The organism is Pseudomonas sp. RGM2987 (genome assembly GCF_022952855.1).
GTDB lineage: Bacteria > Pseudomonadota > Gammaproteobacteria > Pseudomonadales > Pseudomonadaceae > Aquipseudomonas.
This window is the reverse complement of the sequence record NZ_JALJDX010000210.1, coordinates 1-26734: the sequence shown is the minus strand read 5'-3', so window position 1 is coordinate 26734 and position 26734 is coordinate 1. Positions and strand designations below refer to the sequence as shown.

Below are 26734 nucleotides of genomic sequence, written 5' to 3'. Positions count from 1 at the left end.
ACGATTGGTATGACGTGGACTCTAAACCCGCCGTAGGTAAGTAGTAAAACGACCATCACATAATCCGTCGCATGGCTGAGGCTCACTCGTGCGACCACCGAAAATGTCTCGTGACAGGCAGCTAAACCGAAATATCACGGCATGACCATGGACGCTTTGGCTGCCGCATGCGCCCGGACTATTGGCGCTGTGCGATTTTTTTGACCTAAGACATGTTCACGAAAGCCTCGATACCATGGTGCCGCGCCACTGCTGCTGTATTGACGGTGGCTTCCAGAAAGCTAGCAGACACCGATATACCGAAACAGATGCCCGAGACACCTTCGAAGGCTCGATGCATTGAAGAAAGGACCGTCAGATCGCCCCAGTACCCGTCGGCGGATGTTTTGGAGGCTGGGACCGTCGTCGCTGGGAAGCCACTGCCGTACAGAACGGCGTTTGTGTTCGCGTTTTCCAACGAAGGTAACGAAGCTGCACCCTCTAGACGAATGGTAAGCGGAGAACTTGCCGCTTTCAGCTGGCCCTGCCCCCACAGATCCAGACGGTTCGCCCAATCCTGCATCATGGTCCGGCGCTGCTCCACGTTTTCCCGTGATTGTAGGCCGCACTCACCTTGTCCGGGTCGGCATGAGAAAGCTGGGCATCCACCCACACCTTGGGATATCCGATCTCGTTCAGCGCCGTCGAGATCGTGCCCTCATCCCATGACCGGTGAGTTGATCGGCATACCCCATCCGACGTAACGCGCCATTCAGCGTGTTCTCACTGATACGCTTGCTCAGGTCGCTTCGATGCGCAAACAAGTAGCACTGTGCGGGGACAACCTGGTCCAGCAAGTGACGCACGATCTCAAGCGCCTGAACCGACAGCGGGACAATGTAGGGCGGTACATTTTGAATCTGCTTACCTGGCTTTCGCATGGCTAGCTGGAGCTGTTTCACCACCTCCGCCGGTATGACCCGCAACCGCTTTTCCAGATCGAACTGGTCAGGTGTAGCCAACCGCAACTCGCCCGTGCGGACGCCGGTCAGCAGCAACAACCGAAGGCCAGCCGAGTTTGGTTGGCGCCACCGTAGTTTCGAAGAGCAGCCATCAATGCCGGGAGCTCGTCCATTCGGAGAAATGGATTGTGCGTAACCGGAGGTTTGGGGAGGGCAACTACGTCAAGGTCTGACGCTGGGTTGTGCTCCAGCCCCTCGATCTTCACTAGCGCATAGCGGAACAATTGGTTGAACCAGGTCCGGCATTTTTCGGCGGTCGTGAAGGCCTTGCGCTGTTCAATTCTGCTGAGTAAATCCAACAGATCGTGACGATTGATATCGTAGATGGAGCGTCCACCCAGCGTGGGCAAAACGTCTTTGTTGAAGATTCGCAAGATCTGCGAGAGTGTGCTCTGGCGACCTTCCTTCAGGCTCAGCCTGCGGAACTCCACCCACTGATTGAACACGGCCTCAAAGGTATGCTCTGCCGCAAAACGAACAGCACGACGCTGCCGTTTACGATGCTCATATGGATTGATGCCTTGGGCAACTAAGGCGCGAGCCTCATCACGTCGGGCACGGGCTTCTTTAAGGCTGATTTGCGGATAGCTACCCAGAGACATGCGCTTCTGCACGCCCGCCCAGTAGTATCGGAAACGCCAGATTTTCCCGCCGCGGGCGGTCACGTTGAGCGCAAGCCCATCCGTGTCGCCTATCGTGTAGTCATTGCCAGTGATTCGGGCTTGCCGAACGGTCGTATCCGAGAGTGCCATAGCGAGCTCCTGAACAGAGTCAGGGCCAGATGCTTCTCTCGCTAACCGAGCTGCTCCAGCGAAAAACCGATTCGGTGCTCGTCTAAATTCAAATTTCCCAGTCGGGACTTAAATCGGGACTTAAAAGCACCGGATACCGCTGGATTTCAGTGGTTTCCGCCAGAACGAAAAAAGAGCCTTTCGGCCCTTATTTCAATCACTTACAGAATTCATTGGAACTCTGTAGCGCTATATCTGGAGCGGGAAACGAGACTCGAACTCGCGACCCCGACCTTGGCAAGGTCGTGCTCTACCAACTGAGCTATTCCCGCGTCTTGGTGTGGCGCATTCTATAGATTCAGATTACGCCGTCAAGCCTTTGATTCAAAAAGTTTTATTTCGGGTCCACGTCGGTCCGCAGGTGCGGCCAGGCGGCGCGCAGGTATTGGACCATCGACCAGAGCGTCAGGCCGGCGGAGACCAGCAACAGCGCGTAGCCCAGCAGGACCCAGAAGCTGAAGTCCGACGGGTTCGCCAGCAAGATCACCAGCGCGAGCATCTGGGCGGCGGTTTTCCATTTGCCAAGGTTCGACACTGCGACCTGGGCGCGGGCGCCCAGTTCGGCCATCCACTCGCGCAGTGCCGAGACGACGATTTCACGGCCGATGATCACCGCCGCCGGCAGGGTCAGCCAGAGGTTGCCGTGTTCCTGCACCAGCAGCACCAGGGCCACCGCGACCATCAGCTTGTCGGCCACCGGATCGAGGAATGCGCCAAACGGCGTGCTCTGCTCCAGGCGTCGGGCCAGGTAGCCGTCCAGCCAATCGGTCGCGGCAGCGAAAGCGAAGACCGAGGCCGAGGCCATGTAGCTCCAGTGGTACGGCAAATAGAACAGCACTATGAAGATCGGGATGAGCAGGACGCGTAGAACGGTAATCAGGTTTGGAATATTCATCGGCACAACTGGCTGCGAAGTTAACGGGCATTCTACTCGCTGTGCAGGTTTGCATAAATCGACTCAGCGAGCTTTTTACTGATACCGGGTGCTTTGGCTATCTCTTCGATGCTGGCACGAGACAGCTCCTGCAATCCACCAAAATGTTTTAGCAGGTCGCGGCGCCGCGTCGGCCCGACCCCGGCGACTCCTTCCAGGGTAGACGTACGACGGGTCTTGCCACGGCGGGCGCGGTGGCCGGTGATTGCGAAACGGTGGGCTTCGTCGCGGATCTGCTGGATCAAGTGCAGCGCCGGCGAATCGCCCTTCAGGGTGAATTCATGGGCGGCGTCGTTCAGGTACAGGGTCTCGAACCCGGCCTTGCGGGTTGCGCCTTTGGCCACGCCCAGCAGAATCAGGTCAGGGACCATCAGCTCGTTGAGCACATCACGGGCCATGGACAGCTGGCCCTTCCCACCGTCCACCAGCAGGATGTCCGGCAACTTGCCCTCCCCGTCCTTCAGCTTGCCGAAGCGACGCATCAGCGCCTGGTGCATCGCCGCATAGTCGTCGCCCGGGGTCACGCCCTCGATGTTGTAACGGCGGTAGTCTGACTTGATCGGGCCTTCCGGGCCGAACACCACGCAAGACGCCACGGTGGCCTCGCCGCTGGAATGGCTGATGTCGTAGCATTCCAACCGCTGCGGTGGCTCGTCGAGGTTGAGGACGTCGGCCAGGGCATCGAACCGCGCCGCCACGTGCTGGCGGTTGGCCAAGCGCGCGCCGAGGGCCTGCTCGGCGTTGGTCACCGCCAGTTGCTGCCAGCGGGCGCGGGTGCCGCGAACGCGGTGGCTGATGGTCAACTCGCGACCGCGTAATGTGTGAATGGCCTCGATCAGGACTGGGAAGTCTTCGTGGACCACGTTGACGATCAACTCGCTCGGCAAGTCGCGCTCCGGACTGCTGACGTAATACTGGCCAAGAAACGCCGACATGACTTGCGCGACGTCTTCCTCGATACCCACCTGGGGGAAGAAGTTCTTGCTGCCCAGCACCCGCCCGCCCCGCACGCTGATCAAGTGCACGCAGGCGCCGCCCGGGTTGATGAATGAGGCGACCACATCAACATCGCCACTGCCGCCTTCCATGCTTTGCTGATCCTGGACCCGACGCAGCAGGCCGATCTGGTCGCGCAGCTCGGCGGCTTTTTCGAATTCAAGGTTGATCGCCGCCTCTTCCATGGCCGCCGACAACTCATCGGTCAACGCATTGCTGCGGCCTTCGAGGAACATCACCGAGTGGCGCACATCCTCGGCGTAGACCTCGGGCTCGACGAGCCCCACGCACGGCGCCTTGCAGCGCTTGATCTGATATTGCAGGCACGGTCGGGTGCGATTCTTGTAGTAGCTGTCCTCGCATTGGCGAACGAAGAACGTCTTCTGCAGTAGGCTCAGGCTTTCACGAATCGCCCCGGCGCTGGGATAAGGCCCGAAATACCGGCCCTTTGCCTTTTTTGCGCCACGATGGATGCTCAAGCGCGGAAACGCCCCGTCGGACAGGAACACGTACGGGTAGGATTTGTCGTCGCGCAACAGGATGTTGTACGGCGGACGCCATTCCTTGATCAGCGTCTGCTCGAGCAGCAGCGCTTCGGTTTCATTGGCGGTGATGGTGGTTTCGATTTGCGCGATGCGCCCTACAAGGGCAGCGGTCTTCGGGGCGAGACCGGTTTTGCGGAAATAGCTCGCCAGGCGGTTCTTGAGATTCTTGGCCTTGCCGACATAAAGCAGGCGCGCGTCGCTGTCGAACATGCGGTAGACGCCTGGGCGGCCGCTGCATGTGGACAAAAAAGCACTGGGATCAAACAGTTCGGTCATTATCAGGCGCTGGCATCGACCATGCCATGACGCACCGCCAGCAGTGTCAACTCAACGTCGCTGCTGATCGAAAGTTTCTCGAAGATACGGTAACGGTAAGTGTTCACGGTCTTGGGCGACAGGCACAGCTTGTCGGAGATGATCTGTACTTTCTGGCAGCCGACAATCATCAGGGCAATCTGGATTTCCCGTTCCGACAATGCATCGAACGGAGAATCGTTGGTTGGCTGGAACGACTTGATTGCCAGTTGCTGGGCGATCTGCGGGCTGATGTAGCGCTGCCCGGCGAAAACCAGACGAATGGCCTGTACCATCTCGTTCAAACCGGCGCCCTTGGTTAGGTAACCCGCCGCGCCCGCCTGCAACAATCGGGTGGGGAACGGATCTTCTTCGCAGACGGTCACCGCGACCACCTTGATATCCGGGTGACTGCGCAGCAACTTGCGCGTGGCCTCAAGGCCGCCGATGCCGGGCATCTTGACGTCCATCAGCACCACGTCGGGCTTGAGTTCACGCGCCTTGATCAGCGCCTCCTCCCCGGATTCGGCCTGGCCAACCACCTGCAGACCATCGATGTCGGCCAGCATTCGTGTAATGCCCGTACGGACGAGATCATGGTCATCGACCACCAACACCCTAATCAAGCAGACACCTCATTGGTCTTATTTGGGTTGCCCCACACCTTAGCAAAAAGCGTCCGGCAGACCTAGCGCAAAGGGGCATATAAAAGTTACAACGAATCTTTATAGGCACTGCGTCCAAAGCGTCAAGCACTGGCGTCTCGCTCCATCCTCAGGAAACACTCGTCCTCGCCCACAACCCGCAGCCCCATGCGCTCGTAGAGCACCCTGGCCGGATTATTCCTGAAAACCGTCAGGCGCAACGCCGGCCTACGCTCCAGCGCCACCATCTGCCAAACCTGTCCGATCGCCCAGGTTCCGGCACCCTGCCCACGAAACGCCTCGTCGATCTGTAATTCGCGGATATACAACGCCCTTGCATCGCGACTGAGACTGACGAAACCCAGCGACTGGTCGCCACGGCAGATTATCCAGTTCTGACGGATGATCCAGGCCAGGTCGAACGCCTCGTCCTGCCAGAGCAGATCATGCTGCAGGTAATAGGCAAGCATGTTGCGGCAAGTCAGTTGCCGAGCGAAGCCAATGTCCTCGGCGGTTGCGGCACGCCATTCGAAGCTCATGACCACGTCCTCAAAAGGGCATAAATAGACTGGGCAGCAGCATAGGTATGGGCGTGCATCGAGCTTCTCTGAAGGCATCACAAAGCAAAAGTGTGTCACAAAGTCCGCCGGACTCAAGCCATCGCGGACAATTGCATGGCAACGATAGAATTTTCTGATTGAAGCGGCGCCCCGCCCTCTAGTAAGCTCGGGGCCATTCATCGGAGACAGACCATGTTCAACGCACTATCACCGCGTCATACCGCCAGCGCCCCGCGCTCGGTTGCGGCTACCCGGGCGAACAGTGTTCAAACTCCGGTCAGCTTTTATTTTGGGTATTGGTTTAGCCACTGGCGCGCCTGATACCCAACCGGCGCCCACTTCAAACGGGTCGCCTTCCAGAGTTTTTCCAAACCCCCGGTCGGCCTCCCGACCGGGGGTTTTGTTTTTTCCGGCTACACATTTGCAACACCAGACAACTTGAGGATTGAGCCATGAACTACGCCACTTATTACCGTTACGACAGTTTTTCCGCCTGGCGATTTACCAGCCACCGCTCGGGACAGCCTGCCGCCTCCGATCGGTCACCTACCGGTGGCAAGCCTCAATTGCGGGCCAATCCGGCCAATTGTCGAACACCCCACTAGGACCGGCGCGGGAAAGCACCCGCCGCCCGTCCAGGAAGCCAGATCATGAATTCGTCCGTCTCCGCTTTGCCGCTGTCCTCGCTCAACCCGGCCAATGAAGCCCTGACCCTGCGTCTGCCCAGCTCATTGCAGCTCAAGCATCAGTTGCCGCTCAGCATCGCCCTCAGCCAACAGGTCGATACCCACCGCCAGGCCATTCGGGCGATCCTCGACGGCGAAGATTCCCGCCTGCTGGTCATCGTCGGCCCCTGCTCGATCCATGACCCGAAGTCCGCCCTGGAATACGCCGCCAACCTGGCTCGCCTGGCTCATGAAGTGAGCGACAGCATGCTGCTGGTGATGCGCGCCTACGTGGAAAAACCCCGCACCACCGTGGGTTGGAAAGGCCTGGCCTACGACCCAGGCCTGGACGGCAGCGATGACATGGCCGCCGGCCTGACCCTGTCCCGGGAACTGATGCGCGAAATGCTGCAACTGGGCCTGCCCGTCGCCACCGAGCTGCTGCAACCGATGGCCGCCGGCTACTTCGATGACCTGCTCAGTTGGGTCGCCATCGGTGCCCGCACCACCGAATCGCAGATCCATCGGGAAATGGCCAGCGGCCTGGGCATGCCGGTGGGCTTCAAGAACGGCACGGACGGCGGGGTCGGCATTGCCTGCGATGCGATGCGTTCGGCGGCTCATCCCCATCGGCATTTCGGGGTCGATAGCCAGGGCCATCCGGCGATCATCCAGACCCAGGGCAACCCCGATACTCATCTGGTGTTGCGCGGTGGCCATCGCGGGCCGAACTACGACAGCCAGAGCGTGGCGCAGATCCACGCCGACCTGACCCGCCTCAAGATACCGACGCGGATCATGGTCGATTGCAGCCACGCCAACAGCGGCAAGGACCCGCTGCGTCAGCCCCAGGTGTTCAATGACGTGCTCCAGCAACGGCTGCAAGGCAATCGTTCGCTGATCGGCATGATGCTGGAAAGCCACCTATTCGAAGGCTGCCAGCCGCTGGGCTCATCGATGCGCTATGGCGTGTCAGTGACCGACGGATGCCTGGGTTGGGCGTCCACCGAGGAACTGTTGCGCCAGGCCCATCGCCAATTACAATCGGCTGGCTGAGGGACAACGTGGCGAGGGAGCTTGCTCCCGCTTGAGTGCGAAGCACTCACAAAAAAGGGGCTGTTTCGCCCGAGGCGTCGGACCGTCCCAGCGGGAGCAAGCTCCCTCGCCACATTGGATCGGTGCAGGCTCGAAATCGCGAGCAAGCTCGGCTCCCACAGGTTCAGCGGCGTGCCTGCAATCCTGCAAACGACATAGATCCATTGTGGGAGCGAGCCCGCTCGCGATGAGGCCGCCCAAACTACTCGGAGTCCAAGCGGGCAGCGGACCGAACCTCCACCGTCACCCATTCGGAATGCTGGCTGACGTCATCCAGGCGTTCGATCTGATAAAACAGCCGCACCGAACGACCACGCTGATCCTGCCAATAGCTCACCGGCACGACGAAAGTGACCCGCTGGCCGGCCATGGCCTTGGTAACCTCACGCTCCTCGATATGAATGTTGTTCCCATTGCATTGCAACCAGACCCACTCGCCTGCCTCAAGGCCTGCGCCCTCGATGACAATGGTTACCCCATTGGGGTGCTCGTCGATATCCAGCACGCCATTCTCCACTTCCAGGATGCGCGGCGCTTTCAGCGCGGGACGTACCAGGGGGCCGATGTGCAGCGGCAAAGACTCAGCCCGACGCACGGAATGTCCATGCCGGACGATGTACGACAGGCTCAAGTCATGCCGTAGATGGGGCGCGATTTGCGAATGCTCCAGCCAGAACGACACCTCCCGGCCAACCGTATGAGCCTCTATGTCCAATACGTCCCGCCACAGAGCCTTGCCCTGTTTGCTGGCAATCAGGATCAGCCGGTCGCCCACGGCCATTCTGGAATAAGGCCGGACGGTCACCCGCGTGCCCTCTGGCACCCGACCGGGATCGAGGCAGCCGCCCACCGCATCGTCAGCCACCACTGCCAGTTGCTGTAAGGGCACGTCGCCGACGTCCAGCAACAACGCTTCCGACTCCAAGGAAGCCGGCAATTGGCGCCCCGTCACGCGATAGGATATTTCCACCGAACCGCTGTCCAGTTCGGCGATATGCGGCTCGCGCACCACGAAAACCACAGGACGTCCAATCTGCCGCTCGCTGACAAACCCACGCATCTCATGCTGGTAAGGCTCGGCATCCGAATTGAGGCCATGCCACATAAGCAGCACCTCATCGCCGCAAGTCATCATTGGGTAAGGCTCGATGGTAATGACGACCTTGCGCCACGCTGGGTTGATCACTCCCTCCCTAGCCGCCGCCAGTGATGGCGCCGCCAACCGTGTGCTTGATGTGAGTCGGGCTCGTTGGGCAATTCTGTCAGTACTCATGTCTGGCTCCAGTCCTTGGAAAAACGAGACTCATTAAAACCCGGACGCACCTGGCCCTTCAGTCAGACAACGCGACGGTGAGTGTGGTATCCGGCGCCCACAGTTGTAGCGGCAAGCGTCCAATGCGACCGGAAGCGTCCAGATTCCCCGGCCTCCTTCGCTGCTCTGCCAGAAAAATCCTTCCTTTTTTATTCCGCTTTCGGCGGATCACTGCGGTTTCTTCCTACACCGCCGAACCAAGGTGTGCATTAGAGTGAGGTCGCGAACTCAACGTAAACCTCTTCGAAAAAGGTACGAACATGCAACGGAATGCAACCACTCAATTTCCCATCCTGCTGGTCCATGGGTTGTTCGGGTTTGACAGGATCGGCGGCTTCGAACTTTTCCATGGCATCAAGCAGGCCTTGCGTAGCGCCGGCGCCCGGGTCTTCATCCCGCATTTGTCGGCGACCCACTGCAACGAAATCCGAGGCGAACAGTTACTGGCGCAGATCGATCGAGTCCTGAGCGGCACCGGCGCGGGCAGGGTCAACCTGATCGGCCACGGACAAGGCGCGCTGGCCGCCCGTTATAGCGCCGCGACTGCCCCCGACAAGGTGGCCTCGGTGACCTCGGTCAGCGGCCCCAACCACGGCTCTGAACTGGCCGACTTCCTGCACAGGGCCCTGACCCCGGGACGGCTGCCGGGACATGTAGCGAGCAAGGTCGCGACGCTGTTCGCCGACTTCATCACCTTGCTCGGCGGTCAGGCGCAGTTGCCAGCGACCGCCGTCGCCACGCTGGCAGCACTGACCACCGAAGGCGTCGGCGCCTTCAACGACAAATACCCCCAGGGCCTGCCAATGAACTGGGGCGGAAACGGCCCCGAGCGGGTCAATGGCGTGCGCTATTACTCCTGGAGCGGCACGTTGCCGGCGCTGCCGGTAGGACTCGATGCAACCAACCCCTTACAGGTTTTCTGCCGCGCCTTTTCCCAATACTTCATCACCGAAGCCGGACAGAACGATGGCATGGTCGGGCGCTTCAGCTCGCACCTGGGCAAGGTCATTCGCTCCGATTACCCCATGGACCACCTGGACACCCTCCACCGGCCATTCGGCAAAACGGCCCGGGGCACAGACCCGATAATGCTTTACCTGCGCCACGCCGAGCGTCTGCGCAAGGCCGGCCTTTGATCGCCGGCTCAAGGTTTTGACGCAATTTTGACAACAATCGGTTAACGAATCCGGTAGGCTCAACACCTTTCAAAACATCCGAAGGAACTTCCCTCATGGCCAAAGCCACTGCCCGCCACATCCTGGTTTCCACCGAAGACAAGTGCAACGAACTCAAGGCCCAGATCGAAGGCGGCGCCGACTTCGCCGAAATCGCCAAGGTCAACTCTTCCTGCCCGTCCAGCCGCCAGGGCGGTGACCTGGGCTCGTTCGGCCCGGGCCAGATGGTCAAGGAGTTCGACACCGTGGTGTTCAGCGCGCCGATCAATACCGTCCAAGGCCCGGTCAAGACTCAGTTCGGCTACCACCTGCTGGAAGTGACCAGCCGCCAGGACTGATCCTGCTTATAGATACGGGACGCGCCGCTCACTCAGGGCTGGCCTGATCCCCTGTGGCGAGGGAGCTTGCTCCCGCTGGACTGCGAAGCAGGCCGATTTTCCAGTCGCTTCTTCGCATTGGAGCGCCAGCCCGGCCAAGCGGGAGCAAGCTCCCTCGCCACATTAGCTTTCATGCACAGGACTGGCGATCAGCGCGCCGCTCGCGTACAAATCGTGCTCATCGATCACCCGGCGTTAAGGCTGACAATGCGACTGGCGTTTCTTTCACCGTTTTTCACTGCCGCGGTCCTGCTGACGGGCGCCGCCAGCGTGGATGCCGCACCGCAACATGCCCTGACCGTCTATGGCGAACCGGCCAAGTACGCCGAAGGCTTCAGTCACTTCGCCTATGCCAATCCCCAGGCCCCCAAGGGCGGTACCATGCGTCGCTCCGCCGTCGAGATCGGCCACTTCGACCACATCCTGCCGTACATCGACAAAGGCATCGGCGTCAGCCAGATCGATGGACTGCTCTACTCACCCCTGGCCCAGCGCTCGCTGGATGAACCTTATACCGTCTATGGCTTGGTGGCGCAGAAGATGGAGCGCGCCGACGATGGCCTGTCCCTGCGCTTTTACCTGAACCCCAAGGCCCGCTTCGCCGATGGCAAGCCGATCACCGCCGAGGATGTGCGCTACAGTTTCGAATTGCTGACCACCCAGGGCAGCCTGCGCTATCGCACCCAGTTCGCCGCCGTTCAGGGCGCCGTGGTCGAGTCCGAGCGCGTCGTGCGTTTCGACTTCAAGAACAATGAAAGCCGCACCCTGCCCCTGGATATCGCGACCCTGCCGGTCTTCCCCGAGCATTGGTGGAAGACCCGCGACTTCGCCAACGGCGGTGGCTATGAAGCCCCGCTGGGCAGTGGCCCATACCGGGTCAGCAAGGTCGATTCCGGGCGCAGCATCACCTTCGAGCGCAATGCCGACTGGTGGGGCAAGGATCTGCCGGTCAGCCGCGGGCTCTACAATTTCGACCATTTCAGCATCGAGTACTTCGGCGACACCGACGTCGCCCGGCAGGTGCTACGTGGCGGCGCCTATGATTACAACCGCGAGTTCTCTGCCACCGGCTATTCCATCGGTTATGACAGCCCGGCCCTGCGCGACGGCCGCTTGCAGAAAGCCCACCTGGCTACAGAAGCACCGCAGATCGCCCAGGGCTTCGTGTTCAACCTGCAACGGCCACAGTTCCAGGACCGTCGGGTCCGCCAGGCCCTGGCCATGCTCTGGGATTTCGAATGGAGCAATCGCCAGATGATGCGCAACCTGTACGTGCGTCAGCAGAGCTTCTTCTCCAACACCGACCTCGCGGCGCGACAACTGCCGGATGCGAGTGAGCTGGCGATCCTCGAACCGTTGCGCGGGCAAATCCCCGATGAAGTCTTCACCCAGGTCTTCGAGGCGCCGAAGACCGATGGCAGCGGCGTGATCCGCGACAAACAATTGCAAGCCCTGGCGCTGCTGGAACAGGCTGGCTGGAAACCTGACGGCGACCGTCTGGTGAATGCCGAGGGCGAGCCGCTGAGCTTCACCTTCCTCAACAGCCAGAACGGTATCGACCGCCTGTTGCTGCCATACAAGCGGACCTTGAAGCAGATCGGCATCGACATGAGCATCCGACGCATCGATGCCTCCCAATACGTCAACCGCCTGATGAGTCGCGACTACGACATGATCATCACCGGCTACCCGGTCAGCACCTCGCCCGGCATGGAACTCTACAATTACTACGGCTCGGCGGCCGCCAACGATCCAGGCTCCAACAACTACATGGCCCTCAAGAACCCTGCGGTAGACGCCCTGATCGACGGACTGGTCAAGGCCACCACAAAAAGCGACATGCTGCGTCATGCCCACGCGCTGGACCGGGTGCTGCAATGGAATTATTACTGGATCCCCAACTACTACCCACCAGGCAGCTCGACCGTCTGGTGGAATCGCTTCGGCATTCCGAAAGTCCAGGCCAGCAATGACGAAGCCATCGAAAGCTGGTGGGAAATCAGCACCACGCCGCTGACCAACGAGCAGATGACCGCCGAGCGCATCAAGCGCGGCTCACCCGGAGGGCCGCACTGATGTGGGCGTATATCGCGCGGCGCCTGCTGCTGATCATTCCGACGCTGGTCATCATTCTGCTGGTGAACTTTGCCATCGTGCAGGCCGCACCGGGCGGACCGGTAGAACAAGCCATCGCCCACCTGCAAGGCATCGGCGGCGCCACCGTCGGCAGTTCGGGCAACCCCATGACCGGCAGCTCGCGCGCCAGTCGCGGCCTCGACCCGCAGCTGATCAAGGACATCGAGAAACAGTACGGTTTCGATAAACCGACCCATGAACGCCTGTGGCTGATGCTCAGCAGCTACGCGCGGCTGGACTTCGGCAAGAGCTTTTTCCGTGGTGCCACGGTCACCGACCTGATCCTGGAAAAAATGCCGGTGACCATTTCCCTCGGGCTCTGGGCGACGCTGATCACCTACCTGGTGTCGATCCCCCTGGGAATCCGCAAGGCGGTACGGCACGGCTCGGCGTTCGATGTGTGGAGCAGCACGGCGATCATCATCGGCTATGCCATGCCGGCGTTTCTGTTCGCGATGTTCCTGATCGTGGTGTTCGCCGGCGGCACGTCGCTGAACTGGTTTCCGGTGCGCGGGCTGGTATCCGATGACTTCGAGTCGCTGTCGACCCTGGGCAAGATCGCCGATTATTTCTGGCACCTGGTGCTGCCGGTCACCGCGCTGGTGGTCGGCGGTTTCGCCACCCTGACGATCCTGACCAAGAACTCGTTCCTCAACGAAATCACCCGCCAGTACGTGGTCACGGCGCGAGCCAAAGGCATGAGCGAACGCCGGGTGCTGTATGGCCATGTGTTCCGCAACGCGATGTTGCTGGTGGTATCGGGCATTCCCCAGGCGTTCATCAGCGTATTCTTTGCCGGCTCGCTGCTGATCGAGGTGATCTTCTCCCTTGATGGCCTGGGACGCATGAGCTACGAAGCCGCCGTGTCCCGGGACTATCCGGTGGTGTTCGGCTCGCTGTTCATCTTCACGCTGTTCGGCCTGCTCATTAAACTCATCGGCGACCTCTGCTACACCCTGGTGGACCCGCGCATCGACTTCGCCGCGAGGAATGCCTGATGTTCCAACTCTCACCCTTGGGCCGTCGGCGCTTGGAGCGTTTCAAGAAGAACCGCCGAGGCTGGTGGTCGCTGTGGCTGTTCGTCGGCCTGTTCATCCTGACGCTGGGCGGCGAACTGATCGCCAACGACAAGCCGCTGCTGGTGAGCTATCAAGGCTCATTGTATTTCCCGGTGTTCAAGCGCTACACCGAGCAGGCGTTCGGCGGGCAACTGCCATTCCAGGCTGACTACCGCAGCAACTACGTGCAGAACCTGATCCACAAGGACGGCGGCTGGCTGCTGTTTCCGCCGATCCCGTTCAGCGACGACACGCCCAACTACGATCTCAATCAACCGGCACCGAGCCCGCCCTCAGCGGTGAACTGGCTGGGCACCGACGACCAGGCCCGGGATGTACTGGCCCGGGTAATCTTCGGCGCCAGGGTGTCGATCCTGTTCGCCCTGGCCCTGACCGCCATCAGCGCGCTGATCGGCATCGCCGCCGGTGCGTTGCAGGGTTACTACGGCGGCTGGGTGGATCTGCTGGGGCAACGCTTGCTGGAGGTCTGGTCCGGGCTGCCGGTACTCTACCTGCTGATCATCCTGTCCGGCTTCGTGGAACCGAATTTCTGGTGGTTGCTGGGGATCATGGCGCTGTTCTCCTGGCTGGCCTTGGTGGACGTGGTCCGCGCCGAGTTCCTGCGCGGGCGCAACCTCGAATACGTGAAAGCCGCTCGCGCCCTGGGCCTGTCCGACCGCAAGGTGATCGTGCGACATATCCTGCCCAACGCGATGAATGCGACCCTGAGCTATCTGCCGTTCATCCTCACCGGGGCGATTTCCACCCTCACCGCCCTGGACTTCCTCGGCTTCGGCATGCCGGCCGGCAGCGCTTCGCTGGGCGAGTTGATCGGCCAGGGCAAACAGAACCTGCAAGCACCGTGGCTTGGGCTGACGGCATTTTTCACCCTGGCATTGATCCTTTCGCTGCTGGTGTTCATTGGGGAGGCACTGCGCGATGCATTCGATCCACGATCCTGATCCCGGGATGCACGAAAACCTGGTGGAAATCCGCGACCTGAGCGTGGCTTTCAACGACCACACCGTGGTGCGCAACCTGTGCCTGGACATTCGTCCCGGCGAATGCCTGGCCCTGGTGGGCGAGTCGGGTTCCGGCAAGTCGGTGACGGCCCATTCGATCCTGCAACTGCTGCCCGAAACCGGCACCCGCACCACCGGCAGCATCCGCTATCGCGGCCAGGAACTGGTGGGGGCCGAGGCCAAGGCGCTGCGCGAACTGCGCGGCAACCGGATCGCGATGATTTTCCAGGAGCCGATGACTTCACTGAACCCGCTGCACAGCATTGAAAAGCAGATCGGCGAAACCCTGATGCTGCACAGGGGCCTCGGCGGCAAGGCGGCACGCCAACGCATCCTGGAATTGCTCGCTCTGGTCGGCATCCAGAAACCCTCCGAGCGGCTCAAGGCTTATCCCCATCAACTGTCCGGCGGCCAGCGCCAACGCGTGATGATCGCCATGGCCCTGGCCTGCGAGCCGGAGCTGCTGATCGCCGACGAACCCACCACCGCGCTGGATGTGACGGTGCAGCGCAAGATCCTGCTGCTGCTCAAATCGTTGCAGCAACGGCTCGGCATGTCCTTGCTGCTGATCAGCCACGACCTCAACCTGGTGCGCAGCATCGCCCAACGGGTGTGCGTGATGAAGGCCGGCGAGATTGTCGAGCAGGCGCCCTGCGAAACCCTGTTCAGCGCGCCGAAACATCCCTACAGCTGCGAGCTGCTGCACGCCGAACCGGAAGGCGAAGCCCTGCCCCGGGACGAGCGCGAAGATGTGCTGCAAGTGCAGGACCTACGAGTGAGTTTCCCGCTGGGCGGCGGGCTGTTCCGGCGCAAGGAATACCTGCGCGCCGTGGACGGCATCAGCCTGAACATCCAGCGCGGCAAGACCCTGGGCATCGTCGGTGAATCCGGCTCCGGCAAATCGACCCTCGGCCAGGCCATCCTGCGGCTGATCGAATCCGAAGGCAGCATTCGTTTCCAGGGCCAGGCGCTGGATCATTTGTCGCACAAGCAACTGCGTCCGTGGCGCAAGCAGATGCAGGTGGTGTTCCAGGACCCGTTCGGCAGCCTCAGCCCCCGGATGTCGGTGCAGCAGATCATCAGCGAAGGCCTGGAGGTTCACAGCCAGTCCAACCCCCAGGAGTGCGAAGCCCAGGTGATCCAGGCCCTCAGGGAAGTCGGCCTCGATCCCCAGAGCCGTCACCGCTACCCCCACGAATTCTCCGGCGGCCAGCGCCAACGCATCGCCATCGCCCGGGCGCTGGTGCTCAAGCCGGCACTGATCCTCTTGGACGAACCGACCTCGGCCCTGGACCGCACCGTGCAGAAACAGGTGGTCGCCCTGCTCCGCCAGCTTCAGGAAAAACACGGCCTGACCTACCTGTTCATCAGCCACGACCTGGCGGTGGTGCGCGCCCTGGCCCACGACATGATCGTGATCAAGGACGGCAAGGTGGTCGAATGCGGCGCCAGCCATGAAGTGTTCGATTCGCCCCGGCACCCCTACACCAAGGAGCTGTTGGCAGCGGCGCATCCGGGGTGGGCATAATGCGGTGCTGTGCAGTTGGACCGCGTCGCGGCCTTCGCGAGCAAGCCCGCTCCCACAGAGGGTCTCCAGTGCTGCTTAGATCCAGTGTGGGAGCGGGCTTGCTCGCGAAGAGGCCCGAATAGAAACCACAGTTCCTGGAATGACCATGACCCCCACCGAAAACCTCAAGGACTACAAGCGCGTACGCACGCTGGCGATCCGTTCGTTGTTCGAGATCATCGAGCAGTCCAGCGAAGGCACGGTGATTGTCGACCGTGACGCAAACATCGTCTGGATGAACGAACGCTATGCGCGACGCTTCGGCCTTGGCTCGGCGCAGGAGGCGATTGGACGGGCCTGCGAGAGCGTGATTCCTGGCAGCCTGTTGCGCGAAGTGGTGCGTACCGGACAACCGATCCTGCTGGACATGCAGGACATGCCCAAGGAACCGCTGGTGGTGATGCGCCTGCCGATCCATGACAGCGCCGGCGCGGTGATCGGCGCCATCGGGTTTGCCTTGTTCGGTGAACTGCACCGCCTGTCGCCGATGCTCAAGCGCTACCAGAGCATGCAGGAAGAACTGGCCTCCACCCGTTCGCTGCTGCGGGCACGCCAGACCAAGTACAACTTCGCGCACTTCATTGGCACCAGCAGCGCGAGCCTGGAGGTCAAGCGCCGGGCCCGGCGTAGCGCCAGCACCGATTCGCCGGTGCTGTTGCTCGGGGAAACCGGCACGGGCAAGGAGTTGTTGGCCCAGTCGATCCACAGCGCCTCGCCAAGGGCGAACAAGGCGTTCGTCAGCATCAACAGCGCAGCCATTCCTGAATCGCTGCTGGAAGCCGAGTTTTTCGGCACCGCCCCCGGCGCCTTTACTGGCGCCGATCGCAAGGGCCGTCCCGGCAAGTTGCAGATCGCCCAGGGCGGCACGCTGTTCCTGGATGAGATCGGCGACATGCCGTTGCCGCTGCAAAGCAAACTGCTGCGGGTGCTCCAGGAAAAGGAATACGAACCGGTGGGCTCCAACGAGGTGCTACACAGTGATGTGCGGGTGATCGCCGCCACCTCCACTGACCTGGAAGCCGCGATCAAGCGTGGCGAGTTCCGCGCCGACCTGTATTACCGCCTCAACGTACTGCCGATCCAGGTGCCGCCGCTGCGCGAGCGCCTGGACGACCTGCCCGCCTTGAGCGAAGCGATTCTCGAAGAACTGCGCAGCCAGCATGAGCTGAACGACGACGCGCTCAACCTGCTGGGACAACATGCCTGGCCGGGCAACATCCGCGAACTGCGCAACGTGCTGGAACGGGCGGCGCTGCTCAGCGACAGCCCTCTGCTGACCGCCGCCGACATCCGCGCGGCCATCGGGACCTTCACAGCCGTGAGCCGCGCGGCCAGCCCGACGCTGGATCCACTGCCGCAGGAAACCTTCGCCCAGGCCCGGGCGCGATTCGACCGGCAGTTGATCGAAGCCACCCTCGCGCAATGTGGGGGCAAGGTGGTTGAAGCGGCTGAGCGGCTAGGGCTGGGGCGGTCGACTTTGTATAAGAAGATGGTGGCGTTGGGGATTGCCGAGTCTCATTAAAGAGACTTTATATCTCTATTTTTGGATTACTCTCTTTTTTGAGTGCTTCGCACTCTTCGCGAGCAAGCCCGCTCCCACAGGACCGCGTTACGCCTCAGCTCTCCAAGTCAACATCACCTCTCCCTTGTGGGAGCGGGCTTGCTCGCGAAAGGGCCAGCACCGACACCAAAAGTCTTACTACTGAGACAAACAATCTCATCGTCATTCAAGAAAAGCTTGAAAATCCCTGTATTTCAACAAGTTACACACCTGGCACAAAACTGGCTAACCAGTCTCCCACCGCTTCACCACAACAATAACAATCCCAGGAGACACACCATGAGTGTGATCATTGCCTTGGCAGCCCTCGCGCTGCTGATGGTCGCCGCCTACCGTGGCTATAGCGTCATTCTCTTTGCCCCCATCGCCGCCCTCGGCGCCGTCCTGCTGACCGATCCTTCGGCCGTTGCACCTGCGTTCACCGGGGTGTTCATGGAGAAAATGGTCGGCTTCATCAAACTGTACTTCCCGGTCTTCCTGCTCGGCGCGGTGTTCGGCAAGCTGATCGAGCTGTCGGGATTCTCGCGCTCCATCGTCGCGGCGGCGATCCGTTTGCTCGGCACCCGCCAGGCGATGCTGGTGATCGTGCTGGTCTGCGCCGTGCTGACCTACGGCGGCGTGTCGCTGTTCGTGGTGGTGTTCGCGGTGTACCCGTTTGCCGCCGAGATGTTCCGCCAGAGCAATATCCCCAAGCGGCTGATCCCGGCGACCATCGCCCTCGGCGCGTTCTCGTTCACCATGGACGCCCTGCCCGGCACGCCGCAGATCCAGAACATCATCCCCAGCACGTTCTTCAACACCACGGCCTGGGCCGCGCCATGGCTGGGGGTGATCGGCACGCTCTTTGTGTTCAGCATCGGCATGCTGTTCCTGCAACGTCAACGCAACAAGGCCCAGCGCCTGGGCGAAGGCTACGGCACTGAACTGCGCAACGAACCGGAAACCGCCGAGGACCTCCAGTTGCCGAACCCGTGGATTGCCGTTTCGCCACTGCTGGCGGTGGGCGTCATGAACCTGTTGTTCACCCAATGGATTCCCCAGTGGTACGGCAAGAGCCACAGCCTGGCGCTGCCGGGCATGGCCGCGCCGGTGACCAGCGACGTCGCCAAGCTCACCGCGATCTGGGCGGTGCAGGCGGCGTTGCTGGTTGGCATCATCATGGTGCTGGTGTTCGGCTTCCGGGCGATCCGCAGCAAACTGGCCGAGGGCAGCAAAAGTGCGGTGGGCGGTGCGTTGCTCGCGGCAATGAACACCGCTTCGGAATACGGTTTCGGCGCGGTCATTGCCTCCTTGCCCGGCTTCCTGGTGCTGGCCGACTGGCTCAAGAGCATTCCCAACCCACTGGTCAACGAAGCGGTAACCGTCACGCTGCTGGCGGGCATCACCGGCTCCGCGTCGGGCGGCATGAGCATCGCCCTGGCGGCGATGTCCGAAAGCTTCATCAGCGCCGCCCACGCCGCCAACATCCCGCTGGAAGTGCTGCACCGGGTAGCCGCGATGGCCAGCGGCGGCATGGACACCCTGCCCCACAACGGCGCGGTGATCACCCTGCTGGCCGTGACCGGGCTGACCCACCGCGAAGCCTATAAAGACATCTTCTGCATCACGCTGATCAAGACCCTGGCGGTTTTCGTAGTGATCGGTGTGTTCTACGCCACTGGCATTGTGTGAGGTTGCAATGACGACAACTCTTTCGGGCAAGACCGCCCTGGTCACCGGCTCCACCAGCGGCATCGGCCTGGGCATCGCCCTGAGCCTGGCCAAGGCCGGCGCCAACCTGATCCTCAACGGCTTCGGCGACGCCACGGCAGTGATTGCCGAAGTGAAGCAGTTTGGCGGCAAGGTCGGCCATCATCCGGCCGACGTCAGCGACCCGGTGCAAATCGCCGAGATGCTCGCCTACGCCGAGCGCGAATTCGGCGGCGTCGACATCCTGGTCAACAACGCCGGCATCCAGCACGTGGCGCCCGTGGAAGACTTTCCGGTGGAACGCTGGGATTCGATCATCGCCATCAACCTGTCTTCGGTGTTCCATGCCACCCGCCTGAGCTTGCCGGGCATGCGCGCCAAGGGCTGGGGACGAATCATCAACATCGCCTCGGTGCACGGCCAGGTCGGTTCGGTGGGCAAGGCAGCGTATGTCGCGGCCAAGCATGGGGTGATCGGCCTGACCAAAGTGGTCGGCCTGGAAACCGCCACCAGCAACGTGACCTGCAACGCCATCTGCCCCGGCTGGGTGCTCACGCCGCTGGTACAGAAACAGATCGACGACCGCATCGCCAGCGGCGTCGACCCGCAACAGGCGCAGCATGACTTGCTGGCCGAGAAGCAGCCGTCGCTGGAGTTCGTCACCCCGCCGCAATTGGGCGAGTTGGTGCTGTTCCTGTGCAGCGAAGCCGGCAGCCAGGTGCGCGGCGCGGCGTGGAATATCGACGGTGGGTGGTTGGCTCAGTAACGTCATGCCGTAGCGCGAGTGCCTCTGTAACAAGGGAGCTTCTGTAACAAGGGAGCTTCTGTGGCGAGGGAGCTTGCTCCCGCTGGGGCGCGAAGCGGCCCTAAGCTTTTTGGGGCGGCTACGCCACCCAGCGGGAGCAAGCTCCCTCGCCACAGAAGCGTCCCTCCCCATAAGGGTGTTCTCGCCACAAAGGTCGCCTTGTGCTGCAATGTTTATAAGCTTGATAAAAGAACAAGAGGCACCCCATGTCCGATCTCCTCTGGCAACCCACCCCCGAACGCATCGCCCAGTCGCGCATGGACGCCTTCCGCCGGTTCGTCAACGCGCGGCACTCACTGCAACTGAACGACTACCCCGCCCTGCACGCCTGGAGCATCGACCAGCGTGAAGCCTTCTGGCAGGCCATCGTCGAGTTCTTCGAGATCCGCTTTCGCCAGGCGCCCACCGAGGTGTTGGTGGAAGGTCCACAGATGCCCAACGCCCAGTGGTTCCCCGGGGCTACCCTGAACTTCGCCGAGCAACTGCTGCGCCGTCGCGATGACGCCGTAGCGGTGGTGGCCATCGATGAAAACGGCGGCCAGGAACAACTGACCTGGGCCGAACTCGCCGCCCACGTCGCCGGCCTGCAACGAAGCCTGCGGGCCGCCGGTGTCATCCAGGGCGACCGGGTGGCCGCCTGCATGCCCAACACCTGGCAGACCCTGGTGGGCATGCTCGCCACCACCAGCCTTGGGGCGATCTGGTCGTGTTCGTCGCCGGATTTCGGCACCCAGGGCGTCATCGACCGCTTTGGCCAGATCGAGCCCAAGGTGCTGATCACCTGCGCCGGTTACCGCTACGCCGGCAAGGTCATCGACCAGCGGGCCAAGGTCAATGAAATCCTCGAGCGCCTGCCGTCGTTGCAGCAGTTGATCGTGCTGCCTTATGCGCGGCCCGATGCCGGCGTGGACGACTTCAAGACCCCGGCCGGCGTCGCGTTGTGGGAGGGTTTTTACCAACCTGGTGGCGCGCCGGAGTTCACCAGCGTGCCGTTCGATCATCCGCTGTACGTCCTCTATTCCAGCGGCACCACCGGAGTGCCGAAATGCATTGTCCACGGCACCGGCGGCGTGCTGTTGCAACACGTGAAGGAACATGGCCTGCACGTCGATCTCGGCAGCGAGGACCGACTGTTCTACTACACCACCTGCGGCTGGATGATGTGGAACTGGCTGGTGTCAGCCCTGGCCGTCGGCAGCGCCGTGGTGCTTTACGACGGCTCGCCGTTCCACCCCGGCCCCGAGCGCCTGCTGGACTTGATCGATGAGCTGCGCATCACAGTGTTCGGCACCAGCCCCAAATTCCTCGCGGCCCTGGAAAGCCAGGGTCTAAAGCCTCGGCAAAGCCACGATCTGGGCAGCCTCAGGACACTACTGTCCACCGGGTCGGCATTGGCGCCCCACAGCTACGATTACATATACCGCGACTTCAAGCCCGACGTGTGCCTGGCCTCGATGTCCGGCGGCACTGACATCGTGTCGTGTTTCGTCAACGGCAACCCGCTGTCGGGGGTGCGGCGTGGCGAGATGCAAGGCAAGAGCCTGGGCATGGCGGTGCAGGTCTGGAACGAGGCTGGCAAAGCGGTAATCGGCGAGAAAGGCGAACTGGTGTGCGTCCGGCATTTCCCGGCGATGCCCATCGGTTTGTGGAACGATCCCCGACAGGAAAAACTCCGCGCCTCCTACTTCAGCCAGTTCCCCGGCGTCTGGGCCCAAGGCGACTACGCCGAGGAACTGCCCCACGGCGGCCTGATGATCCACGGCCGCTCCGACGCGGTGCTCAACCCCGGTGGCGTGCGCATCGGCACGGCAGAAATCTATCGTCAGGTGGAAAAGGTCGAACAGGTGCTGGACAGCGTCGCCATCGGCCAACAGTGGCAAGGCGATGTACGGGTGGTGCTGTTCGTGCGCCCGCGCGATGGCGTGACGCTGGATGAAACGTTGGAGCAGCAGATCCGCCAGGTCATCCGCGCCAACACCACGCCCCGTCACGTACCGGCCAAGATCCTGGCGGTCAGCGACATCCCGCGGACCATCAGCGGTAAGGTGGTGGAACTGGCAGTGCGCAATGTGGTGCATGGCGAGGTGGTGAAGAACACCGATGCGCTGGCGAACCCCGAGGCATTGGAGCAGTTCCGGGATCGACCGGAGCTGGCCACCTGAGGACAGTAGAGCGCTTTTGTGGCGAGGGGATTTATCCCCGCTGGGGTGCGTAGCAGCCCCATAGGGGGCAACCCGATGCATCTTGTATCGATGCCCAAATGGGGACCGCTGCGCGGTCCAACGGGGATAAATCCCCTCGCCACAGGTTCAACTGCCGACCATCACTCCACCAACCCCCAATCCCCCGCCGCCCCACCCGGCGGGGCCGTTGGTCCCGATTCGGCATGCAGCTTCAAGCGCAAGCGAAGGTTGTTCGCCGAATCGGCATTTTTCAGCGCCTCTTCCTCATCAATGGCGCCTTCGACCACCAGGTTGAACAGCGCCTGATCGAAGCTTTGCATGCCCATTTCTTCGGACTTTTCCATGATGCCCTTGAGCTCGCCGAGTTCGTTGCGGCGGATCAGGTCGCCCACCGTTGGTGAACCCAGCAACACCTCCACCGCCGCCCGGCGTCCGCCGGTTTGGGTGCGTACCAATCGCTGGGAAACGAACGCCTTGAGGTTATTGCCCAGGTCATGGAGCAGTTGCCCCCGGCGCTCTTCCGGGAAGAAATTGATCACCCGGTCCAGGGCCTGGTTGGCATTGTGGGCATGCAGGGTGGAGATCACCAGGTGCCCGGTGTCGGCAAAGGCCAGGGCATGCTCCATGGTTTCACGGTCGCGGATTTCGCCGATCAGCACCACGTCCGGAGCCTGGCGCAAGGTGTTCTTCAGGGCGGCATGGAAGCTGCGGGTGTCGACACCGACCTCACGCTGGTTGATGATCGATTTCTTGTGACGGTGGATATACTCCACCGGGTCTTCGATGGTGATGATGTGGCCGCTGCTGTTGCGATTGCGGTAGTCGATCAACGCCGCCAGCGAGGTAGACTTGCCGGAACCCGTCGCGCCGACGAACAGGATCAAGCCCTGTTTGTGCATGACGGTTTCGAGCAACACCGGGGGCAGCTTCAGGTCTTCGAAGCGCGGGATGTCGAGCTTGACGTTGCGGATCACCATGGACACGTCGTTGCGCTGCTTGAAGATATTGACCCGGAACCGCCCGACGCCGGACAGGGAGATCGCCAGGTTCATTTCCAGTTCCCGATCGAACTCAAGGCGCTGTTCGGCGTCCATCAATGACTCGGCGAGCCCGGCAATGTCGCCGACCTTGAACGCCTGGGTGCCCAGCGGCTTGAGCACACCCTCGAATTTCGCGCACGGCGGCGCACCGGTGGACAGGTAGAGGTCGGAGCCATCCTGGCTGGCCAGGATTCGTAACAATGGATCGATTTCCATGGATTGAAACTTCCGCGAGACACCAATGAAACAAGCTGACCCGAACATGCGACTTTACAGACCAACCCGCGCTTTCCTTCTTCAGAGGATAGTCGACACGCCACGACATCCAGGGATTCCGTGATGAACGCAACACCCGCCGGCAGCGACACACAACGCCTACTCGCCCGACTGGACTGGACCTCGAGCCCGCTGGGCGCTCCCCAAACCTGGCCCCAGAGCCTGCGCACTGCAGTGGACATGGTGCTCCATTCGCCGATGCCGATGACCTTGCTGTGGGGTCCGCAGCTGGTCCACCTTTACAACGACGCCTTTTCCCGACTGGCCGGCGACAAGCATCCCCATGCCTTCGGCCAACCCACCCACACCGCGTGGCCCGAACTCAAGGGCGTGACCGAAGCGATCTACCGGCGCGTGTTGCAGGGCCAGACCCATACCTGTCGCGATCAACGCTGGCGCGTACCCTTTGCCGGTCGCCTCTGCGATGTCTGGCTGGACCTGACCTACAGTCCGGTGCGCGACGAGAATGCCAACGTCGCCGGCATCCTGGTCACGGCCATCGAAACCAGCGAACGACGTCGCCTGGCCCTGGAGTTCGAACGGCGCTCCGAGGCCAGTCTCAAGGCCCAGCAGGAAAGCGAAGAACGCCTGCAACTGGCCCTGGCCGCCGCCGACGCACTGGGCACCTGGGATTGGGACATCAGCGAGGACCGTTTCGTTGCCGACGCACACTTCGCCCTGCTGCATGGCGTCGATCCGAGCCTGTCGCGCCAGTTGCCTATCAGCGCCTACCTGGAGGGCGTGCATCCCGAGGACCGGGCCGCCGTCGCCCGCAGCATCAAGCATTGCATCACCCACGGCACCGAATATGCCGAGGAATACCGCCTGCTGCAGCCCGACGGCGAACTGCGCTGGGTGTACGTGCGCGGCCGTTGCTACAAGGACCGCCACGGGCGGCCCAAGCGCTTCCTCGGCGCCGCCCTGGACCTGAGCGAACGCAAGCGCACCGAACAGGCGCTGCGCCAGAGCCAGACCGAGCTGCAACTGATCATCAACGCCATGCCGATCCTCATCAGCTACGTCGACCGCGAGGAGCGGTTCCGGCTGAACAACAGCGCCTACCTGGACTGGTACGGCCTGACCCCGCAGGAACTCTATGGCAAGACCATCCGCGAAGTGCTTGGGGAGCAAGCCTACGCCGAGCGGGCCGAACAGATCGCCGCTGCGCTGGCGGGCAAGCCTTGCAGTTTCGCTGTGCAAACGGCGCACCGCGACGGCCGCCCGCGCCATGCACTGACCAACTACCTGCCGCGCCACGGCGCAGACGGCGCGGTGAATGGTTTCTATATCTTTGTGATCGATGAAACCGAGCGCAAAAAAACCGAGGAAGCCCTGCGCAATCTCAACGAAACGCTGGAAGAACGGGTCATCGCCCGCACCCAGCAACTGGCTGAGGCCAACCAGCGTTTGCAGAGCGAGATGTTCGAGCGCGAGCGCGCCGAAGAAGCCCTGCGCCATGCGCAGAAAATGGAAGCGGTGGGCCAGCTCACCGGCGGCATCGCCCACGACTTCAACAACATGCTCACCGGCATCCTGGGCAGCCTCGACCTGATCCAGCGCTACATCGCCAATGGCCGCGCCGCCGAGATCGGTCGCTTTACCGAAGCAGCGGTGTCCTCGGCCAACCGCGCCGCGGCCCTGACCCATCGCCTGCTGGCTTTTTCCCGGCGCCAATCCCTGGACCGCAAGCCGCTGGATGCCAATGAACTGGTGCAGTCACTCGAAGACCTGCTGAGCCGCACCACCGGCGATCACATCCTGCTGCGCTTGCAACTGGCCGACGAACTGTGGCCGGTCAGCACCGATGCCAGCCAGTTGGAAAACGCCCTGCTCAACCTGGTGATCAACGCCCGGGACGCCATGCCCGACGGCGGCGAACTGACCATCGAGACGGCCAATGTCTACCTCGACGGCAGCGACATCACCACCCTGGAACCGGTCAAGGCCGGCGACTACGTGATGATCGCCGTCAGCGACAACGGCAGCGGCATGACCCCCGCCGTGCTGGCGAAGGCCTTCGATCCGTTCTTTACCACCAAGCCCATCGGCCAGGGCACCGGCCTGGGCTTGTCGATGATCTATGGGTTTGCCCAGCAGTCCGGCGGGCACCTGAGCCTGGACAGCGTGCCAGGCCAGGGCACGCGGGTGCAGTTGTACCTACCGCGGCTTCACGTCACGCCCGCCGAACAGCCCGTGACGGCGGAGCCAGCCGAAGTGCCGGCGGCCATCGCCGGGGAAACCGTGTTGCTGGTGGAAGACGAACCTGCGGTGCGCATGCTGGTACTCGACCTGCTGGAAGCGCTGGGCTACACGGCCCTGGAAGCCCAGGACGCGAAGCAGGCCCTCGAATTGCTGGAGACCGACCGCCGCATTGATCTGTTGGTGACCGATGTCGGCTTGCCCGGCATGAATGGCCGACAACTGGCCGAGATCGCCCGCCAGCACCGGCCCGATCTGAAGGTGCTGTTCATGACCGGGTATGCGCAGAAAGCCGCCGAGCGCCAGGGTTTTCTCGAACAGGGCATGGACATGGTCGCCAAGCCCTTCACCCTGGACCTGTTGGCGACCAAGATCCGGACGATGATCAACCATGCTTCCTGACTTGAGGCATAATCGCCGCCCCGTTACGTTCAGGTCACCGCTGCGATGAAAGCCCAAGCCCGCCATATCCTGGTGAAAACCGCCGAAGAAGCCGAACAGCTCAAGCAGCGCATCGCCAAGGGCGAAGCCTTCGACGTGCTGGCGAAAAAGTACTCCACCTGCCCCTCCGGCAAGCGCGGCGGCGACCTGGGCGAAGTACGCCCGGGACAGATGGTCGGGGTGATCGATGCGGTGATCTTCAAGAAACCGCTACGGGTGGTGCATGGGCCGATCAAGAGCAAGTTCGGGTATCACCTGGTGCAGGTGTTTTACCGCGATTAGCGGTGGAACACCGCCCCTGTGGGAGCGGGCTTGCTCGCGAAAGCGGTGGGTCAGCCAACATCAATGCCCCTGACCCACCGCTTTCG

19 protein-coding genes, 1 tRNA gene and 1 pseudogene are annotated in these 26734 nt (G+C 62.0%); 13 read left to right on the top strand and 8 right to left on the bottom strand.

Features of this window, described 5'->3' with window-relative positions; all coding sequences use genetic code 11:
- Nucleotides 1-442 precede the first annotated feature (442 nt).
- From RGM2987_RS18985 to RGM2987_RS18960, 6 genes and pseudogenes are all read right to left on the bottom strand, one after another.
- Nucleotides 443-1753, bottom strand: a pseudogene (locus tag RGM2987_RS18985) (integrase arm-type DNA-binding domain-containing protein); the annotation flags it as partial.
- A gap of 235 nt (nt 1754-1988) precedes the next feature.
- Nucleotides 1989-2064, bottom strand: a tRNA-Gly gene (locus RGM2987_RS18980).
- Between the two features lie 62 nt (nt 2065-2126).
- Nucleotides 2127-2687 carry a CDP-diacylglycerol--glycerol-3-phosphate 3-phosphatidyltransferase gene (gene pgsA / locus RGM2987_RS18975; RefSeq protein WP_245144213.1) on the bottom strand — a complete coding sequence of 187 codons (561 nt, stop codon included), beginning with the start codon at nt 2685-2687 and terminating at the stop codon, nt 2127-2129.
- A gap of 32 nt (nt 2688-2719) precedes the next feature.
- The gene (gene uvrC / locus RGM2987_RS18970; protein ID WP_245144212.1) at nt 2720-4543 is read right to left on the bottom strand and encodes an excinuclease ABC subunit UvrC; all 1824 of its coding nucleotides are present in this window, start codon (nt 4541-4543) and stop codon (nt 2720-2722) included.
- 2 nt (nt 4544-4545) lie between these two features.
- Complete coding sequence (gene uvrY / locus RGM2987_RS18965) at nt 4546-5187, bottom strand: UvrY/SirA/GacA family response regulator transcription factor (protein ID WP_003182764.1); 642 nt, start codon at nt 5185-5187, stop codon at nt 4546-4548.
- A gap of 122 nt (nt 5188-5309) precedes the next feature.
- Complete coding sequence (locus RGM2987_RS18960) at nt 5310-5744, bottom strand: GNAT family N-acetyltransferase (protein ID WP_245144210.1); 435 nt, start codon at nt 5742-5744, stop codon at nt 5310-5312.
- 671 nt (nt 5745-6415) lie between these two features.
- Here RGM2987_RS18960 and RGM2987_RS18955 point away from each other — a divergent pair.
- Nucleotides 6416-7486: a 3-deoxy-7-phosphoheptulonate synthase gene (locus RGM2987_RS18955; protein WP_245144208.1), complete on the top strand. Its 1071-nt coding sequence runs from the start codon at nt 6416-6418 to the stop codon at nt 7484-7486.
- A gap of 241 nt (nt 7487-7727) precedes the next feature.
- On the opposite strand, the gene RGM2987_RS18950 is transcribed toward RGM2987_RS18955, so the two are convergent.
- Nucleotides 7728-8798 (bottom strand): hypothetical protein, encoded by a 1071-nt coding sequence (locus RGM2987_RS18950; protein ID WP_245144206.1) that lies wholly within the window; start codon nt 8796-8798, stop codon nt 7728-7730.
- A 299-nt stretch (nt 8799-9097) separates the two neighbouring features.
- Here RGM2987_RS18950 and RGM2987_RS18945 point away from each other — a divergent pair, with 299 nt between their 5' ends.
- The 10 genes from RGM2987_RS18945 to RGM2987_RS18900 all read left to right on the top strand — a co-directional run bounded on the left by RGM2987_RS18945 (nt 9098) and on the right by RGM2987_RS18900 (nt 22389).
- Complete coding sequence (locus tag RGM2987_RS18945) at nt 9098-9973, top strand: triacylglycerol lipase (protein ID WP_245144202.1); 876 nt, start codon at nt 9098-9100, stop codon at nt 9971-9973.
- Between the two features lie 95 nt (nt 9974-10068).
- The gene (locus RGM2987_RS18940) at nt 10069-10350 is read left to right on the top strand and encodes a peptidylprolyl isomerase (RefSeq protein ID WP_245144199.1); all 282 of its coding nucleotides are present in this window, start codon (nt 10069-10071) and stop codon (nt 10348-10350) included.
- Nucleotides 10351-10596: 246 nt separating this feature from the next.
- On the top strand, nt 10597-12465 hold the full coding sequence (locus RGM2987_RS18935; RefSeq protein ID WP_245144197.1) for an extracellular solute-binding protein: 1869 nt from the start codon (nt 10597-10599) through the stop codon (nt 12463-12465).
- Nucleotides 12465-13523 (top strand): microcin C ABC transporter permease YejB, encoded by a 1059-nt coding sequence (locus tag RGM2987_RS18930; RefSeq protein ID WP_245144195.1) that lies wholly within the window; start codon nt 12465-12467, stop codon nt 13521-13523. Before RGM2987_RS18935 ends, RGM2987_RS18930 begins: the two co-directional genes overlap by 1 nt.
- Nucleotides 13523-14545, top strand: coding sequence for an ABC transporter permease (locus tag RGM2987_RS18925; protein WP_245144191.1), 1023 nt, complete (start codon nt 13523-13525; stop codon nt 14543-14545). Before RGM2987_RS18930 ends, RGM2987_RS18925 begins: the two co-directional genes overlap by 1 nt.
- A gap of 7 nt (nt 14546-14552) precedes the next feature.
- Entirely contained in the window at nt 14553-16133 is a 1581-nt protein-coding gene (locus RGM2987_RS18920; protein ID WP_245144303.1) for an ABC transporter ATP-binding protein, read from the top strand.
- A gap of 145 nt (nt 16134-16278) precedes the next feature.
- On the top strand, nt 16279-17694 hold the full coding sequence (locus RGM2987_RS18915) for a sigma 54-interacting transcriptional regulator (RefSeq protein WP_245144189.1): 1416 nt from the start codon (nt 16279-16281) through the stop codon (nt 17692-17694).
- Between the two features lie 318 nt (nt 17695-18012).
- The gene (locus RGM2987_RS18910) at nt 18013-19404 is read left to right on the top strand and encodes a GntP family permease (RefSeq protein WP_245144187.1); all 1392 of its coding nucleotides are present in this window, start codon (nt 18013-18015) and stop codon (nt 19402-19404) included.
- 7 nt (nt 19405-19411) lie between these two features.
- A complete protein-coding gene (gene hbdH, locus RGM2987_RS18905) occupies nt 19412-20188 on the top strand; it encodes a 3-hydroxybutyrate dehydrogenase (protein WP_245144185.1) in 777 nt (258 codons plus the stop codon).
- 245 nt (nt 20189-20433) lie between these two features.
- Nucleotides 20434-22389 (top strand): acetoacetate--CoA ligase, encoded by a 1956-nt coding sequence (locus RGM2987_RS18900; protein ID WP_245144184.1) that lies wholly within the window; start codon nt 20434-20436, stop codon nt 22387-22389.
- A gap of 161 nt (nt 22390-22550) precedes the next feature.
- On the opposite strand, the gene RGM2987_RS18895 is transcribed toward RGM2987_RS18900, so the two are convergent.
- Nucleotides 22551-23666, bottom strand: a complete 1116-nt coding sequence (locus tag RGM2987_RS18895) for a PilT/PilU family type 4a pilus ATPase (RefSeq protein WP_245144183.1) — start codon at nt 23664-23666, stop codon at nt 22551-22553.
- Nucleotides 23667-23789: 123 nt separating this feature from the next.
- On the opposite strand from RGM2987_RS18895, the gene RGM2987_RS18890 reads away from it, so the two are divergent.
- Nucleotides 23790-26327, top strand: a complete 2538-nt coding sequence (locus tag RGM2987_RS18890; protein ID WP_245144182.1) for a PAS domain-containing protein — start codon at nt 23790-23792, stop codon at nt 26325-26327.
- Between the two features lie 45 nt (nt 26328-26372).
- Entirely contained in the window at nt 26373-26648 is a 276-nt protein-coding gene (locus RGM2987_RS18885) for a peptidylprolyl isomerase (protein ID WP_003182808.1), read from the top strand.
- The last annotated feature ends 86 nt before the right edge of the window (nt 26649-26734 follow it).

Excerpts from the sequence above, each read along its gene's own strand:
- RGM2987_RS18930 (WP_245144195.1), top strand. The coding sequence starts at position 12,465 with ATGTGGGCGTATATCGCGCGGCGCCTGCTGCTGATCATTCCGACGCTG.
- RGM2987_RS18940 (WP_245144199.1), top strand. The coding sequence starts at position 10,069 with ATGGCCAAAGCCACTGCCCGCCACATCCTGGTTTCCACCGAAGACAAG.
- RGM2987_RS18925 (WP_245144191.1), top strand. The coding sequence starts at position 13,523 with ATGTTCCAACTCTCACCCTTGGGCCGTCGGCGCTTGGAGCGTTTCAAG.
- hbdH (WP_245144185.1), top strand. The coding sequence starts at position 19,412 with ATGACGACAACTCTTTCGGGCAAGACCGCCCTGGTCACCGGCTCCACC.
- RGM2987_RS18915 (WP_245144189.1), top strand. The coding sequence starts at position 16,279 with ATGACCCCCACCGAAAACCTCAAGGACTACAAGCGCGTACGCACGCTG.
- RGM2987_RS18945 (WP_245144202.1), top strand. The coding sequence starts at position 9,098 with ATGCAACGGAATGCAACCACTCAATTTCCCATCCTGCTGGTCCATGGG.
- RGM2987_RS18935 (WP_245144197.1), top strand. The coding sequence starts at position 10,597 with ATGCGACTGGCGTTTCTTTCACCGTTTTTCACTGCCGCGGTCCTGCTG.
- RGM2987_RS18920 (WP_245144303.1), top strand. The coding sequence starts at position 14,553 with ATGCACGAAAACCTGGTGGAAATCCGCGACCTGAGCGTGGCTTTCAAC.
- RGM2987_RS18910 (WP_245144187.1), top strand. The coding sequence starts at position 18,013 with ATGAGTGTGATCATTGCCTTGGCAGCCCTCGCGCTGCTGATGGTCGCC.
- RGM2987_RS18895 (WP_245144183.1), bottom strand. The coding sequence starts at position 23,666 with ATGGAAATCGATCCATTGTTACGAATCCTGGCCAGCCAGGATGGCTCC.
- RGM2987_RS18960 (WP_245144210.1), bottom strand. The coding sequence starts at position 5,744 with ATGAGCTTCGAATGGCGTGCCGCAACCGCCGAGGACATTGGCTTCGCT.
- uvrC (WP_245144212.1), bottom strand. The coding sequence starts at position 4,543 with ATGACCGAACTGTTTGATCCCAGTGCTTTTTTGTCCACATGCAGCGGC.
- RGM2987_RS18890 (WP_245144182.1), top strand. The coding sequence starts at position 23,790 with ATGAACGCAACACCCGCCGGCAGCGACACACAACGCCTACTCGCCCGA.
- pgsA (WP_245144213.1), bottom strand. The coding sequence starts at position 2,687 with ATGAATATTCCAAACCTGATTACCGTTCTACGCGTCCTGCTCATCCCG.
- RGM2987_RS18950 (WP_245144206.1), bottom strand. The coding sequence starts at position 8,798 with ATGAGTACTGACAGAATTGCCCAACGAGCCCGACTCACATCAAGCACA.
- RGM2987_RS18955 (WP_245144208.1), top strand. The coding sequence starts at position 6,416 with ATGAATTCGTCCGTCTCCGCTTTGCCGCTGTCCTCGCTCAACCCGGCC.
- RGM2987_RS18885 (WP_003182808.1), top strand. The coding sequence starts at position 26,373 with ATGAAAGCCCAAGCCCGCCATATCCTGGTGAAAACCGCCGAAGAAGCC.
- RGM2987_RS18900 (WP_245144184.1), top strand. The coding sequence starts at position 20,434 with ATGTCCGATCTCCTCTGGCAACCCACCCCCGAACGCATCGCCCAGTCG.